Annotated in this window: 12 protein-coding genes; 6 read left to right on the forward strand and 6 right to left on the reverse strand. The window is 68.4% G+C overall.

Going from position 1 to position 15,041, the window contains the following annotated elements:
• Positions 1–4: 4 nt before the first annotated feature.
• Positions 5–919, reverse strand: a complete 915-nt coding sequence (locus A5680_RS18070) for a DMT family transporter (RefSeq protein ID WP_067821747.1) — start codon at positions 917–919, stop codon at positions 5–7.
• An 85-nt stretch (positions 920–1,004) separates the two neighbouring features.
• Positions 1,005–1,874, reverse strand: coding sequence for an oxidoreductase (locus A5680_RS18075; RefSeq protein WP_067821750.1), 870 nt, complete (start codon positions 1,872–1,874; stop codon positions 1,005–1,007).
• Positions 1,875–1,960: 86 nt separating this feature from the next.
• On the opposite strand from A5680_RS18075, the gene A5680_RS18080 reads away from it, so the two are divergent.
• The 5 genes from A5680_RS18080 to A5680_RS18100 all read left to right on the forward strand — a co-directional run bounded on the left by A5680_RS18080 (position 1,961) and on the right by A5680_RS18100 (position 9,538).
• On the forward strand, positions 1,961–2,947 hold the full coding sequence (locus tag A5680_RS18080; RefSeq protein WP_067821753.1) for a diacylglycerol kinase family protein: 987 nt from the start codon (positions 1,961–1,963) through the stop codon (positions 2,945–2,947).
• 412 nt (positions 2,948–3,359) lie between these two features.
• The gene (locus A5680_RS18085) at positions 3,360–6,608 is read left to right on the forward strand and encodes a thioester reductase domain-containing protein (protein WP_067821756.1); all 3,249 of its coding nucleotides are present in this window, start codon (positions 3,360–3,362) and stop codon (positions 6,606–6,608) included.
• Positions 6,609–6,624: 16 nt separating this feature from the next.
• Positions 6,625–7,533, forward strand: coding sequence for a metal-dependent hydrolase (locus A5680_RS18090; protein ID WP_067821760.1), 909 nt, complete (start codon positions 6,625–6,627; stop codon positions 7,531–7,533).
• A 20-nt stretch (positions 7,534–7,553) separates the two neighbouring features.
• On the forward strand, positions 7,554–8,459 hold the full coding sequence (locus A5680_RS18095) for an alpha/beta fold hydrolase (protein ID WP_067821763.1): 906 nt from the start codon (positions 7,554–7,556) through the stop codon (positions 8,457–8,459).
• Between the two features lie 2 nt (positions 8,460–8,461).
• Positions 8,462–9,538 (forward strand): PDR/VanB family oxidoreductase, encoded by a 1,077-nt coding sequence (locus A5680_RS18100; RefSeq protein WP_067821767.1) that lies wholly within the window; start codon positions 8,462–8,464, stop codon positions 9,536–9,538.
• Here the strand turns inward: A5680_RS18100 and A5680_RS18105 are convergent, their stop codons facing one another.
• Positions 9,539–10,507 (reverse strand): cation diffusion facilitator family transporter, encoded by a 969-nt coding sequence (locus tag A5680_RS18105; protein WP_067821770.1) that lies wholly within the window; start codon positions 10,505–10,507, stop codon positions 9,539–9,541.
• 79 nt (positions 10,508–10,586) lie between these two features.
• A complete protein-coding gene (locus A5680_RS18110) occupies positions 10,587–11,294 on the reverse strand; it encodes a 2-thiouracil desulfurase family protein (RefSeq protein ID WP_067821773.1) in 708 nt (235 codons plus the stop codon).
• 136 nt (positions 11,295–11,430) lie between these two features.
• Here A5680_RS18110 and A5680_RS18115 point away from each other — a divergent pair, with 136 nt between their 5' ends.
• Positions 11,431–12,345 carry an alpha/beta hydrolase gene (locus tag A5680_RS18115; protein ID WP_067821776.1) on the forward strand — a complete coding sequence of 305 codons (915 nt, stop codon included), beginning with the start codon at positions 11,431–11,433 and terminating at the stop codon, positions 12,343–12,345.
• Positions 12,346–12,351: 6 nt separating this feature from the next.
• Here the strand turns inward: A5680_RS18115 and A5680_RS18120 are convergent, their stop codons facing one another.
• The gene (locus tag A5680_RS18120; protein WP_067821779.1) at positions 12,352–13,695 is read right to left on the reverse strand and encodes a hypothetical protein; all 1,344 of its coding nucleotides are present in this window, start codon (positions 13,693–13,695) and stop codon (positions 12,352–12,354) included.
• Positions 13,696–13,787: 92 nt separating this feature from the next.
• Positions 13,788–15,017 (reverse strand): cytochrome P450, encoded by a 1,230-nt coding sequence (locus A5680_RS18125; protein ID WP_067821783.1) that lies wholly within the window; start codon positions 15,015–15,017, stop codon positions 13,788–13,790.
• Positions 15,018–15,041: the final 24 nt, after the last annotated feature.

Genomic DNA, 15,041 nt, shown 5'->3' on the forward strand with positions numbered 1-15,041 from the left:
TTCGCTAGAGCGGCGACACTTTCGACCCGTCGTCGATCCGCACGTCGCGGCCGGCGCCGGCCGACACGGTCGCCGCCTCGCCGCGGGCCAGCCCCACGGTCGCGACGATCACCAACACCGCGGCCACCGCGAGCACCACCCAGTCAAAGCCGTGGGCGTCCAACGTCTCGCCCAGCACGGTGATCCCCAGCACCGCGCCCACGATGGGCTTGGCCGCGATGATCGTCGGCAGCGAGGCCGTCAAAGCGCCTGCGCGGTAAGCCGATTGATGGATGATCATGCCGGCCACCGCGCAGAACACCCAGCCGTACACCTCGGGCCTGGTCCACAACTGTTCGGGGTTGTGTTCGATGATGTCGACAACGCCCTTCATCAGCACCGCGAACACCGCGAGCAGTGAACCGGCGACCGCCGCGAGCAACAGCGCGGCCACCGGGCGATCCGACCAGATCCGGGCGCCCACCATCGCCAACAACAGCGGCGGGGCCATCGCCACCGCGACGATCAGCCAGACCTGGGCCGCCGCGCGTTGCTGGCCGCCGGTCGGATCACCGACCGCGATGACGACCACCAACGCCGCGGTGAGTAACACCGCCCACGTCCACTCCCCGCGGGTGACCGGGTGGCGGCTCATCCGCGCATAGATCGGCAGGGCGAACAGCAACGAGGTCACCTGCAGCGACATCACGAGCAGCACCGAGCCCTTGTCCAGGGCCGCGGCCAGCAAAACGTAGCTGGCGATGTCGCCGAGTCCGCCCAGCAACCAACGCCTGTCGCGCAACAACATGCCGAACAGCGCCAGGTGACCGACCGGTTTGTCGGTGACCTCCTGCGCGGACCGCTGGCGGACCACGTTGCCGATCGCCGACGCCAGCGCGGCAAGGAGGGCAAGGATCGCCGCCATATCAGTGTCCGACATGGGTTACCTCCTCGCGTGGGCGTCGCTGCATGGATTTGCTCACCAATCTAGCCGGGCTACGGCGAACCGCCCGCCGAGCGCGTCATCAGAGCGGGAAAGCGGTGCTTGTGAGCCGCTCGGAAAGCTCCCACAGCGCCGTCGCCGTGCCCGCCCGCTTGGCCGGCCAGTTGCGCCACGTCGGCTGGGTGCGGCCATACAGGCCGAACCGCGGGCCGACGAAGGTGTCGCCCGGCAAATCCTGGGACACCGCGAACAGCGTCTGCCGGGCACCGAAGTCGGCGTCGGTGGACACGATGCGATCCACGGCCAACACCGCCGCGTCGCCGAATTTGCGGCCCGAGTTGCCCTGAAGGTTCGTGTGCGACCAGCCGGGATGGGCGGCCAGGGCGCGCAGCGCAGAACCGGCGGCCTCGAGGCGCCGCTGCAGTTCGCTGGTGAACAGCAGGTTGGCCAGCTTGGACTGGCTGTAGGCCAGCCACGCCGAATACGGGCGGGATTGAAAATTCAGGTCTTTGAGGCTGATGTAGCCGAAGTGGTGCATCAGCGAGGACACCGTCACCACCCGGTCGCCGAGCTTGGGCAGCAGCAGGTTGGTCAGCGCGAAGTGGCCCAGGTGATTGGTGCCGATCTGGCCCTCGAAGCCGTCGACGGTGACGGCGTGTTTGGTGGCCATGATGCCGGCGTTGTTCACCAGCACGTCAAGGGCGCCCATCTCGTCGGCGAAGCGCCGCACCGAACTGAGGTCCTGCAGGTCGAGTTGGCGCACCTCGACCTCACCGGTCATCCGTTCGGCCGCGGCCTTGCCCTTCTCGGTATTGCGCACCGCCAGGACGACGCGAGCGCCCACCCGTGCCAATTCGCGGGCGGTGGCCTCGCCCAGTCCGGCGTTGGCCCCGGTGATCACGACCGTGCGTCCGGCGAACGAGGGCAGATCTGCTGCGGTCCAACCAGGCATGGCAGCCACCCTAACGACGTGATCCCGCCCACCGGAACGCCGCAGGTATCGTGCGTGGGATGGCCGGCGGGATCCCATCTGAGCGGATGTACCTGGGGGTCATCGTCAATCCGCTCGCGCGCAGGAATCGCCGCGCGCGGGGCGACCGCGTGGCGGAATTGCGCCGCATCGTCGGCCCATGGGGCGAGGTTCACGAAACCTCCTCGATCGAGGACCTGGGCAAGACCCTGGACGAGCTGCGCCCGCGGGTCACTCACCTCGTCGGGGACGGCGGCGACGGCGCGCTGCACTGGTTGATCAACGAAATCGAGCGCGGGGAAAGCGATTCCGAGCGCTGGCCGACGTTCGTGCCCACCAACGGCGGCAGCGTCAACGCCGTCGCGCGCAAGGCGCGGGTGCGTGGCCGCCCCGACGCCATCGTCCGGGCGCTGGCCGCCGCCGCCGAGGCCCAAAGGCCGCCGGCCGAGCTGCACCTCGACACGTTGCGACTCGACGGCGAAACCGAGGACGGCGCCGCGTTCCATCGCCTGTGTTTCGGGCTGGCCGCAGGGGGAGTCGGAAACCGGTTCTACGACATGTATTACGGAAAAGCCGAACACGGCCGCGGCGAGGTTGTGAAGGTGATCGGCCGCTCGTTCCGCGACTATCTGGCGTCCAAGGTCGGCCGTTCGCCGGCCTCCAGTTACTCGTCGGTGCTGTTCACCCCGACGCGTGCGCGCGTGGTCATCGACGGCGAGGAGGTTCCGTCGCGGACGCACCGCGTGCTGCACGCGGGTGCGATCGACCTGCGAATCGGGGGGCCGTTCCGCCTTTTCCCGAAGGCCGAGAATCCCGGCGCGCTGCATTTTCAGGCCGGCGAAATCCGGCCCTCGAGGATCGTCGTGCAGCTGCCGGCGGCGCTCACCAACGGCACGCTGCGGGGCCCCGGCGTGCGCGACGTCAACGGTCGCGAAATGGTCATCGAGGCGGAGGGGGAGCCTCTTTCCCCGATCATCGACGGCGAACGGTTCGTCGGGGTCGTCCGGCTGGTGGCCCGCGCCGGCCCGCGGATCCGCGTCGCCCGGATCGGCTGAGTCCGTACCTCAGTAGTTCCGGAGCCGGGACCGCGAAATGGCGGTCTTGTAAACGGCTCAATACCCTTTGCGGTGCGGATACGAAATGACACAAGAAACACCTAGCGGCAAAAGGATAGCCATTCATGATTATCGCAATTGCGTAAGTCAGTATCCACGCCTTTGAGGAGGCAGCCCGCAGGGAAATCCCAGGTGATAGGCGTAACTGAGATACTGAAGTCCGTAGTTGCTGAGCTGGCGAGTGCCCATTCGCGGCGGTGGATTGGCCAATGCTGTGAAATTAATGTGTCATGCCGGAAAATGCCGCTCCTCGCTTTGCTTGGCGGCCATCTGCGGCGCTACATTGGGCGTTATCAATTGATACGAAACTTCTTATGGCTCATAGTGGACCCGGAAGGGGGTGGCTCCTGCCATGGAGACGCTCATTGATCACCTGCACATGCGGGAAACCCAGACACCAGACAAGACCCTCTTCCGCTTCCTCGACGACGAGGGCCGCGAGCAGGAGCACTACACCTACCGCGGCTTCGCGGAGCGCACGCGGGAACTGGCCGCCTACCTGTCGACGGAAGCCGGTCTGCGCCAGGGCGATCGCGCGCTGCTGGTCTACCCGCCCGGCCTGGAAATGATCGCGGCGTTCTACGCCTGCGCCCGCATCGGGGTGATCGCCGTGCCGGTCAGCCCCCCGCTGCCGATGTCGTTCGAGTCGGGATTGGCCAAACTCGCCTTCATCGCGCGGGACTGCCAGGCCAAGGCGGTGTTGTCGACCAAGCAGTTCGAGTACGACTACCGCTTGCTGCTCAACCACTTCGACGGCGGGTCGGCCTGGCCGGAGGCCCAGCGGCCACCGGAACTTCCCTGGTTCGGCACCGACGGCACGCAGGAGTTCGGCGGCGCCCATGTCCCGGACACGCCCGGGCCGGTGCTCTTCCTGCAGTACACCTCCGGGTCGACCAGCGATCCCAAGGGCGTGGTCGTCAGCCACGCCAACGTGATCGCCAACGCCTCGGCGTTCAAGGGCGGCGAGGTGCTGGTCAGCTGGCTGCCGCAACACCATGACATGGGCCTGATCTCCGCCTACCTGTTCATCCTGCTGGTCGGCGGCACCACGCACGCGATGTCGCCGCTGGACTTCCTGAAGCGGCCGTCGGCGTGGCTGCGGCTCATCAGCGACGTGCGCGCCACCCACACGCCGGTGCCCAACTTCGCCCTCGAGTACTGCCTGCGCGAGGACAAGCTGCCCACCTCCGAGCTGGCCGGGGTCGACCTGAGCAGCCTGGAGAGCATCGTCGTTGGCGCAGAGCCGTTGCGCGCCAGCACTTTTGCGCGGTTCCGGGAGCGTTTTGCGCCCTACGGCCTGGAGCCCAACGCGCTCACCGGCGCCTACGGCATGGCCGAGAACACCCTGATCGTATCGCTTCGCGGACGCCAGACCCTGGCGCTGAACAAGCGCGCGCTGGAGCGCAACCTGGCGCGGGTCGAAAAGGCGCAGCCGGAGAACAGCAACCAGGCGCCGGTGGTGAGCTGCGGCAAGCCCATCGACGGCAACGTGGTGCGAATCGTGGATCCGGAATCCGGGCAGGCCCTCGGCGAGGGCCGGGTCGGCGAGGTTTGGCTGGACGGACCGTCCAAGGGCGGCGGCTACTGGAACCGCCCCGAGCTGACCGCGGAGGCGTTCGCGGCCCGCATCCCCGGCGACAGCGAGCACAGCTATCTGCGCACCGGCGACCTCGGATTCCTTTACGAGGGCGAGCTTTTCGTCTGCGGCCGCAGCAAGGACCTCATCATCGTGCGCGGCGTCAACTGCTACCCGTCGGACATCGAGGCCATCGTCGAGCGGTCGGCCCCGCAGGTCCGCGGCGGCTGCGTCGCCGCCTTCGCGGTGGAGCGCGACGATTCCGAGGTGCTGACCGTGGTGGCCGAGGTGCGCGACCCCGACGCGCTGCCGGACGGCAAGGCGCTGGCGCGCGCCATCCGCCGGCACGGCCACATCGACCCGCACACCATCGCGTTCGTGCCGCCGCACACCATTCCCAAAACCACCTCGGGGAAGATCAGGCGATCCTCGACCCGGCAGCTCTGGGTGGGCGGCGAGCTACCCGTGCTGGCGACCTACACGCACCCGACGCACGACGGATCCGAGCTCACCGGGGGCCCGCTGGACCGGTTCCGCACGCTGATCGAGAGCTACGACCTCACCGGCGACGAGGACTGCTCCTTCGCCGACCTCGGCATCGACTCGCTCGCGCTCGCCGAGTTGCGCGCCGACCTGCAGGCGCTGCTGGAAGAGCACGGCGCCGGGGAGCTGGCCGAGGAGGTGAACACCCGCCTGCTGCAGCGGCTGACGGTCGCCGAGTTCTTCGCGCTCATGCGGCAGTTCGGTGCGGGCTCGGGGCAGCCGCTGGACGCGCTGCGTCAGGCGCTGGACAAGATTTCGGCCGAGTACGAGGCGTACGAGACGGCGCGGATGCGGGCCGACGCGCGGCTTCCCCTGCCCGCGCTGCCGCCTTCGCGGCCGGGCGCGCCCACCGACATCCTGCTGACGGGTGCGACCGGTTTCCTGGGGCCGTTCCTGGTCGCCAGCCTGCTCGGCCGAACGCCGTTCACCGTCCACGCGTTGATTCGCGCCACGGACTCCGCGCACGGGCTGGACCGCATAGTCGCGTCGCTGCGCAAGGCCAAGTTGTGGTCACCGGCGCTGGAGGCCGAGGTTCGGCGGCGGGTGCGCGTCGTCTGCGGCGACCTGGCCGAGCCACAGCTGGGCCTCGGCGAGGAAGGTTTCCAGCGACTTGCCGAGACCGTCGACGCCGTTGTCCACAACGGCGCCCTGGTCAACTACGTCAGGACCTACGACGCCCTGCGACCCGCCAACGTGATCGGCACGCACGAGCTGCTGCGCCTGGCAATGACCGCCCACCGCAAGGCATTTCACCTCGTCTCCAGCACCTTCATCTACGGCTGGAGCGTGAAGCCGGTGGTCGGCGAGTCCGACGCGAACCTGGAGATGAACGCCCTGGACTTCGGCTACTCGCAGACCAAGTGGGTGGCCGAGCAGCTGGCGTTCGCCGCCCAGCGCCAGGGGCTCGACGTGCGCATCTTCCGGCCGTCGCTGATCTCACCGACCGGGGCGGGCTTCGGCAGCGGTGACGACATCCTGGTGCGCACGGTGGCGTTCATGATCGAGCACGGCGTCGCCGCCAACGCGCTCAACCAGCTCAGCCTGCTGCCGGCGGACCTCATCGCCGATCACATCGTCGCGCTGATGGGCTTGCCGAGGGACGACACGGTCTACGGCAATGTTTTCAATATGACCGCGGACGACTACTACAACATGACCGACATCACCAGGGTCTTGTCCGAGCGCTACGGCTACCGCTTCGAATACCACGACATCTCGTCCTTCGCCGCCGAGATGAACCGCCGGTGCACGCCGCGCGACCCGATCTACCCGCTGGTCGACTTCCTCACCCGCTCGGCGGACAAGATCGCGGCGATGCGGGACAAGCGCTACGGCAACAGCCAGTACCAACGCGCGCGCGAGCTGGCCACGGTCCGCCTGCGTGAGCCGGCGCTCACCGAGACCGTGGAGAATCTCGTCCGGTTCTTGCGCAGTGAGCGCCTGATCACCGAGGCTGAGGCCGAGGCGCAACGCAGCGCGTAGCTGAGGGGGTAAAACCATGTTCACCGTCGACGACCAGGCGACCGGTCCGCATGACGCCGCGCTCGACCACGAGCGCATCGTCCTGCAGGCCCGTGACGTCGACTTCGACTGGGCGCAACTGTCGTTCTATTACGTGCCCAACGAGCCCTTCACCACCCACTTCTGCAACGTGCTGCACCTGCTGCTGCCCGCCGGCGAGGAGTTCATCGTCGACGCGTTCAAGAACGCGTTGCCGCTGATCAAGGACGATCAGCTGCGGCTGGACGTGCAGGGCTTCATCAGCCAGGAGGCCATGCACTCCCAGGCCCATTCCGGGGTGCTGGACCACTTCGCGGCCAAGGGCGTCGACGTCACGCCCTTCACCGACCAGATGGCCTGGCTGTTCTCGCAACTCATCGGCGACCGGCCGGGGTGGGGGTGGCGGCGACGGCAGAGCTGGCTGCTCGAGCGGGTGTCGATGGTGGCGGCGCTCGAGCACTACACCGCGATCCTGGGCGAGTGGATTCTCGACACCCCGCAGCACGACGCGTTCGGCACCGACCCGGTGATGCTGGACCTGCTGCGCTGGCACGGCGCCGAAGAGGTCGAGCACAAGGCCGTCGCGTTCGACACCATGAAGCACCTGCGCGCCGGGTACTGGCGCCAGGTGCGCACCCAGTTGCTGATCACGCCGGCGCTGCTGTGGCTGTTCGTCCGCGGCGTGCGGTTCATGTACTCGGTCGACCCGTATCTGCCGCCGGGCACCAAACCGCGCTGGCGCGACTACTTCAGCGCGGCGCGGCGGGGCCTGGTGCCCGGGCCCTTCCAGTTCCTGCGGGTCATCGGCGCCTACTACACGCCGAGCTTCCACCCGTCCAAACTGGGCGGGGTGGGCCGCGCGGTCGACTACCTGGCCCGATCACCGGCAGCCCGCGCCGCGCACTGAGCATCGGAGAGTACGCACGAATGACTCAGCCCACCAACGTAATCGCCTCCGACGGCGTGTCCCTGGCCGTCCACGCCCACTCGGAGCTCGATCGGGGGCGCCCGACGATCCTGGCGATCCACGGCTACCCGGATAACCACCACGTGTGGGACGGCGTCGCCGACGCGCTCGGCGACCGCTACAACTTCGTGGCCGTCGACGTGCGGGGCGCCGGTGAATCGTCGCGGCCGAGGCGCCGCGCGGGATACCGCCTGCCGCAACTGGTTTCGGATATCGGCGCGGTGATCGACAGCCTCGGGGTGGACCAGGTTCACCTGATCGCGCACGACTGGGGGTCGATCCAGGCCTGGGCGGCGGTCACCGATGACGCGGTGATGGGCAGGGTCGCCTCGTTCACGTCGATCTCGGGGCCGCACCTGAACTATGCGGGCAAGTTCCTGCGGTCCGCCCGCACGCCCCGCGGCGTGTTCGATGTGCTCAAGCAGGCGTTGGCGTCGTCGTACATCTGGTTCTTCCTGTGCCCGGGGGTGCCCGAGGTGGCGATCTGGACCCGGGCCAGCGTCACGGTTTTCGCCGGGGTCGAACTCATCGGCCGGCCACGTCGGACCGACCGACGGCGCGCGGCGACCACCCGGTCGACCCGCGACTACGTCAACGGGCTGAACCTGTACCGCGCCAACATGCCCGGGCCGTTCCTGGCGCCCGGGAAGGAGCTGCCGCAGACCAAGGTCCCCGTGCAGGTGTTGGTGGCGCGCAGGGACTATTTCGTCTCCCCGCCCCTGCAGCGGTTCACCGGCTCGATACCGCCCCACGGTCGGGTCGTCGACATCGAGGGTGGCCACTGGGTGGTGTCCTCGCACCCCGACGTCATCGCCGGGCTCACGGCCGAGTGGGTCGACCAGAACACCGTTGGCGTAGGAAAGTAGCTGTGGCACAGGCGATTTGGAGTAGCAGACCCGCCGACCTGTACGGCCGGCCCAGGCGCGATCGCCTCTACACTGCGCTGTGGGGGGTGGGCACCCTCTTCGGCGGCTTGGCCTCGGCCTCGCGGTGGAGCCCGTCGCGGGTGCTGCCGGTGCGGCGGACCACCACCGCGGTGGTCACCAAGCGTGAAGTCCTCACGCCCGACGTGGTCGCCCTGACGCTCGCCGACCCGCAAGGCGGGTTGCTGCCGTCCTGGACCCCGGGCGCGCACATCGACGTCCGGCTGGCTTCGGGCCGCCGCCGCCAGTACTCACTGTGCGGTTCGCCGGGACGGCGCACCGACTACCGCATCGCGGTGCGCCGGATCGCCGACGGCGGTGGCGGCTCGATCGAAGTGCACGACACCTTCGCCGTCGGCGACGCGATCGAGTTCGAGGGCCCCCGCAACGCGTTCTATCTCGTCACCGACGAGCGCGAGGTGCTGTTCGTGATCGGCGGCATCGGTGTGACACCGATCCTGCCCATGATTCGACTCGCCCAGCAGCACGGAATCGATTGGCGCGCCGTGTATGCCGGGCGGAGCCGGGAGTACATGCCGCTGCTCGACGAGCTGCTGGCGGTGGCGCCCGAGCGGGTCACGGTGTGGGCCGACGACGAGCGCGGCCGCATCCCCGCCGCGTCGGAACTGCTCGCCGGCGCGGGTCCGACGACGGCCGTCTACGTGTGCGGCCCGACCGCCATGCTCGAGTCGGTGCGCGTGCTGCGCGACCAACACGCCGACGCGCCACTGCATTACGAACGGTTCGGGCCGCCGCCCGTCGTCGACGGTGTCCCGTTCGAGCTCGAACTCGCCCGTTCGCGGCGGGTGCTCGCCGTCCCGGCGAACCGGTCGGCGCTGGACGTGATGCGCGACGGCGACCCGACGACGGCGTACTCGTGCCAGCAAGGATTCTGCGGCACCTGCAAGGTGAAAGTGCTTGCCGGGGAGGTGGATCGGCGTGGCCGCGCCACGGAGGGCGACGGCGAGATGCTGGTCTGCGTGTCGCGGGCCAAGGGCGATCGCCTGGTGATCGACGCCTGATCAAGCCGGGTAGGCGTGCACGAGCGCGCTGTTGAGTTTTGGCACGGCGTGGGTTAGCTCGTGTTCGGCGTCGTGAGCGATGCGGTGGGCATCCTCGAGGCTGGTGCGGGGATCGATGTCGAGTTCCACGTCGGCGTGCAGCTGGTGACCTATCCAGCGCATCCGGACGCTTCGCACACTGCGGACACCGGGCCGAGCGGCAAGGCACGCTTCGGCGATATCGACGAGCGCGGGGTCCACCGCGTCCATGAGCCGGCGGAAGATGTCGCGCACCGCGCGGTACAGCACCGCCACGATCGCCACCGTGATGATCATGCCGACGACCGGGTCCGCGATCGGGTAGCCGAGAGCAACACCGATCGCCCCGAAAAGCACTGCCAACGAGGTGAATCCGTCGGTTCGCGCGTGGAGGCCGTCGGCGACGAGGGCGGCCGAGCCGATGCGGCGGCCGATCCGAATCCGGTAGCTGGCCACGCCCTCGTTACCCAGGAAGCCGATCACGCCGGCCGCGGCAACCCAGCCGACGTGCTCGACGGCAACGGGGTGCATGAGCCGCAGGACCGCTTCGTAGCCGGCCACGATCGCCGACAGGGCGATCATGGTGATGACGAACAGGCCGGCGATGTCCTCGGCGCGCCCGTAGCCGTAGGTGTAGCGGCGGGTCGGCGCGCGTCGGCCCAGCGAGAACGCGATCCAGAGCGGCACCGCGGTCAGCGCGTCCGAGAAATTGTGAATGGTGTCGGCGGCCAGGGCGATGGATCCGGAAAGGATGGCGATCACCACTTGCATGGCGGCGGTCGCGCCCAGGCCAGCGAGCCCGATCTTGACTGCCCGGATGCCGGCGGCGCTGGATTTCAGCGCAGTGTCGACGCTGTCGGCGGCGTCGTGGCTGTGCGGGACGAGGGCGTGCGTGAGGATGCCGCGAAGTCCGTGGGCATGCCCGTGACCGTGGTCGCCGTCCGCGCTCATCCGCGTGTTGCCCGCTTATCTGCATGCATACGCAGATAATAAGCCATCCGGGCCGGCGGTGTTAACCTCGCCTTGCAATTCAACCGCTGACTCCGCCGGGCACCCCCAGGGTCCGCTTCGGTCCCGTGGCGAGCAGGGCCTGCGGCGAACCGCGAAGCTCCGCGGCGAGGTCGTGCTCGAGCGCCGGAATCGCCAAGCCCCGGCGGCGCAACTGCCGATCCAGCGCGGCGATGAACAAGCCCTCGCCCGGGCGGCGGCACGCCAGCACGGCGCGCTCGTTCATCACATCGCGAGTCAGGGCTGCGGCCGGACAGGACGCGACCACCTCCAGCGAGGCCCGCATGTCCAATGTGGTTGCCACCCCGCAAGAAGGTGAGGCACCGATTCCGATCACGCCGGCGACCGCGATCCCGGACTGCTGGTAGTCGGCCACGTCGCGAACGACTTGCCGCGCCGTTCGCCGGTAGACGAGGCGGGTCCAGACCACGAACACGCGCAGCAACACAGCGCGCAGCGGATACAGGAACCCGCCCTTGGAGTGGTACAGGGGCAGGCTGTGGGGCTTGAGCACGCCACCCCAAGCCAGCCGCTCCGGGCATGGCAGCTGGTGAACCCCGTAGCCCGCGTTTATCAGCTCCTCGACCGCCTCCACCACCGCACCCGCTCGGGTGGCGCCGCCGGCGTAACGCGTGTTTTCGTTCAGCAGGCAGTGCGAGACGAGCATGACTCGTCGACCGCGCTCGTCACGCAATTGGTCGAGCAGCAGCTGCGGTCGCCTGCCACGCATACCGAGAGCATCGACGTCCGCATGGACGTTCAGTAGGGGCCAAGGTCACCGAAGGTCGGGTCCTGTTGGTTCTGGCGGGGGGCCTCGTCGTGGGACAAATTAGGACCAAGCTGTAGCCACCCAGAGCGGAACCGACGTGTCAGTGCTCGAGGAAGTGTCCTTCGACTCGAACGGGGTGACGTGTGCGGCCGACGTCTACCTGCCCGCGGGCGCGAGTGACAGCCTCGCCTGCGTGGTGATGGGACACGGCGGGAGCGCCACCAAGCGCCTCGGGCTGCCCGCGTACGCGGAGAAGTTCACCAAGGCGGGCCTGGCGGCGTTGGCGTTCGACTATCGGCATTTCGGGGCCAGTGGGGGCGAGCCTCGCCAAGTGATAGACGTTGCCGAACAACAAGATGACTACCGGGCAGCCGTGCGATACGTGCGCGGCCGCGAGGACATCGATCCGCGCCGGGTCGCTTTGTGGGGTACCTCGCTCAGCGGTGGCCACGTGTTGGCCGTCGCAGCTACGGACCCGGCGATCGCCGCCGTGGTGTCACAGGTCCCGCTCATCGACGGCTGGCACCGCGGCCGCCGGCTACGCGAGCGTCTCGATTGGGATGTGACGCGGCGTACGCTGCAATTCACCGTCGCCGCGGTGCGCGATGTGATTGGCGCGAAGTTGGGTCAAAGGCCCTATCTGGTTCCCGTCGTAAGCGATTCCGGTGAGGTTGCGGTATTCACCGAGCCCGAGGCCAAATTCGCGTTCGAGGCGCTGGGCGGCGAAGCCGTCGGCTGGCGCAATGCATTGGCACCCCGCATGCTGTTTACCTTGCCGCGCTACCACCAAGGTACGGCGGAGAAGTTGCAGATGCCGGTGCTGATGTGCGTGGGGGACTACGACTTGCAAGCCTCGCCCAGGTTCGCGGCGAGGGTTGCGTCGCGAATCAAAAGCGTTGAACTGCATCGCTATCCGGCGGGGCACTTCGATGTCTACACCGGATCGCTCTTCGAAGAGATCAGCGCGGTGGAGACGGCGTTTCTGTGTCGCCACTTGATGCGGCGTGCCTGACGGAATTCAGGACCAGGGACCGGGGAAGCGGCCGTCCTGGTCCTGCACCATCACGATGTCCTTGCAGTCGCCGTTCAGGGCGGCGGCGTTCTCGCCGCGGCACACCAGCGTCCAGCCCGATATCCGCGCGAAGGGCCGGACGGACCAGGTGGTCGCGATCGGCTCGGTGGCGGGCAGGGCGAGGACCGCAAACGTGTTGCCGGCGTTGGTGATGTACAGGTGGTCTTCGAAGAACGCGATCTTGGCCACCGACATCTTCTTCGCCTCATCGTGCGTCTTCAAAAAGTCCCACTGCTGGCTGCGCAGGTTCCACACCCCGAAGCCGAATGGGGTGCCCTCCGAATCGTGGCCGTCGACAAACAATTTCCCGCCGGACAACGTCGCGGACAGCCCGCCGCCGGGAATGCTGTCGGAGTCGCCGACTTTGATGACGGCCTTGGCGTTCAGGTCGTAGAACATGGTCGACAGCGCCGCGGGGTTGGCGGGATCCGAATGGGTGATCTTCACGAGTTTGTCGGGCCCATCGGACAATTCGGCGTCCACGCTGCGAATGTCGTTGTCCTGGAGGATCGGCTCCCCGCTGGGCCGGCGCAGTTCGGCGCCCGACGTCTTGGCCGGATCGGAGTTGCGTTGGAACGCCAGGACGTCCTGCCAGGCGCGCCCGGATTGGGGGTCGTTCCAGGGCATCGACAGGTCGGTGGGGGACAGGATCACCGTCCGCGGCGGCGACGTGGGGGCGCGGCCGTCGGTGAAGGCGTTGATCCACGCGACGCCCGCCGCGGTCGAGGACAGGCCCCAGTCCTTGGCCGCGGTGAGCTTCAGGTCGGGGGTGGGCGGCTGCAGTTCCTTGGTCGCCAGCGGTTGGCCGGCCTTGAAGTCGTAGGCATATGCGGTCGCCTTGGTGACTTCGGGTTGTTGCGCCTGCGCGGGTTTGACGGTCGTGACGAGGTAGACGACCTTCATGTCGTCGGCCGTGCCGGTCAGCGCGCAGATGGCGCCGGTGAGATTTTCGCCGGCGGGGACGGCCGGGACCGGCGGCGCGACGTATTGCCCGGTCTTGGTGTCGAAGATCTTGGGGCGGATGTCGTCGAGCGCGGATTTGCCGCCCGAATACTTGTCGGGGCAGCCGAAGTAGGCCGTGCCGCCATAGGTCTTCCAGTCCTTTTCCAGCGGACCCGTGATCGGCGCCGGCGACGGAACGGCGGTCGGCTTCGGCTTGGCCGACGAGGTGGTGGGGGTCGCCGCGGGCGGGGCCGCGGTCGCCGAGCAGGACGCGATGGCCAGGCAGGCGGCCGGCGCCACGAGGGCAAGCCCGTATTTGGGCATGGTTGGCCCAGTTGACGCCCGCATCGAAAACCCCCGTTAAGTTCGTGTAACCAAGGAGCGTAAAGCCGCCTCCGCACGCCCGCGACTTAAGGCGGCCTGCGTCACATGGGCGCCGGCTAGCGGTCGAACTCGATGGGCAGGCTCGTCGGGCCGCTCAGGCTCACCATCGGCTTCCACGGCACCGGTCCGGCCGTGCGCGGGTTGAGCAGGCGGCCGGCGATGACGTTCAGCGCCTCGGCGATCTCGCGGCGGGCCAGGTTGGCGCCCAGGCAGTAGTGCACCCCGCCGCCGAAGGTCAGGATGGGCGGCGCCCCCTCGCGGGTGATGTCGACGCGGTCGGGGTCGTCGTAGACCGCCGGGTCGCGGTTGGCCGCGGCGGTGTTGACCAGGACCATCGTTCCGGCCGGGAACAGGTAGCCGTCCAGCTCGGCGTCCCGCACCACCAGGCGAATGGTGCCGCACGCGATCGGGGAGTGCCGCATGGTCTCCTCGACCGCCCGCATCGCCAGCTCGGGGTGCTCCTTGAGCAGGCCCCATTGCTCCGGGTGCTCGCAGAGGACGTGCACCGACGCGGCCACCTGGTTGCGGGTGGTGTCGGTACCCGCCAGCAGGAGGCCGCCCGCGAGCATCCGCAATTCGGCGGTGTTCAGGCGGTCGCCGTCATCCTCCGCGCGAATCAGGTCGGAGAGCAGGTCGTCGGTCAGGCTGTGCCGCCGCCGCGCGACCATGTCGTCGACGTAGTCGTCGAGCTCGCCCCACGCGCGCATCACGACCGGCTCGACCTCGCGGATGTCGACGCTGAAGCTGAAGGCCTTGAAGACGTCATCCGCCCACAGCGAGAACTGCCGCCAGTCTTCGCGCGGCGCGCCGAGCAGCGCGCAGATGATCGGGACGGGATAGGGCCGGGCGAGGTCGGTGACGACGTCGCAGCGGCCCGCGTCGATGACCGTGTCGATCAGCCCGTTCATCACCTCGACCATGGTGTCGTGCAGGCGTAGGGTCGCGCGGGGCGTGAACGCCTTGGACGTCAGGCTGCGCAGGCGGTGGTGCTCGTCGCCCTCCAGGCACAGCAGGCTGTTGATCACCTTGTCCCACAGCGGGCCCGACGTGACGCCCTGGGCGAGCAGATTGATCCCGGGCGGGATCTGGAAGCGAGCGTCGCGCAGCACCGCGCGGACCAGGTGATAGGAGAGGACTTCCGGGCCGTGCGGTCCGATGGCGACCGGCGCCTGCCGCTGCGCCGCCTGCAGGCGCGGATAGACCTCGGCGGGCGATTCCTCGGCACCGTACGCCAACGTGGGCAGGTCGGCGTCGAAAACACTGTTAGGAGCGGTACCGACGGTCATGGCGGTCTCCTAGCGACAACTTTC

Origin of the sequence: Mycobacterium sp. E2989 (assembly GCF_001667595.1) — a bacterium.
GTDB lineage: Bacteria > Actinomycetota > Actinomycetes > Mycobacteriales > Mycobacteriaceae > Mycobacterium.

Bases quoted from the DNA above. Each gene is read 5' to 3' on its own strand.
- A5680_RS18070 (WP_067821747.1), bottom strand. From the start codon at position 919: ATGTCGGACACTGATATGGCGGCGATCCTTGCCCTCCTTGCCGCGCTG.
- A5680_RS18075 (WP_067821750.1), bottom strand. From the start codon at position 1,874: ATGCCTGGTTGGACCGCAGCAGATCTGCCCTCGTTCGCCGGACGCACG.
- A5680_RS18080 (WP_067821753.1), top strand. From the start codon at position 1,961: ATGTACCTGGGGGTCATCGTCAATCCGCTCGCGCGCAGGAATCGCCGC.
- A5680_RS18085 (WP_067821756.1), top strand. From the start codon at position 3,360: ATGGAGACGCTCATTGATCACCTGCACATGCGGGAAACCCAGACACCA.
- A5680_RS18090 (WP_067821760.1), top strand. From the start codon at position 6,625: ATGTTCACCGTCGACGACCAGGCGACCGGTCCGCATGACGCCGCGCTC.
- A5680_RS18095 (WP_067821763.1), top strand. From the start codon at position 7,554: ATGACTCAGCCCACCAACGTAATCGCCTCCGACGGCGTGTCCCTGGCC.
- A5680_RS18105 (WP_067821770.1), bottom strand. From the start codon at position 10,507: ATGAGCGCGGACGGCGACCACGGTCACGGGCATGCCCACGGACTTCGC.
- A5680_RS18110 (WP_067821773.1), bottom strand. From the start codon at position 11,294: ATGCGTGGCAGGCGACCGCAGCTGCTGCTCGACCAATTGCGTGACGAG.
- A5680_RS18120 (WP_067821779.1), bottom strand. From the start codon at position 13,695: ATGCGGGCGTCAACTGGGCCAACCATGCCCAAATACGGGCTTGCCCTC.
- A5680_RS18125 (WP_067821783.1), bottom strand. From the start codon at position 15,017: ATGACCGTCGGTACCGCTCCTAACAGTGTTTTCGACGCCGACCTGCCC.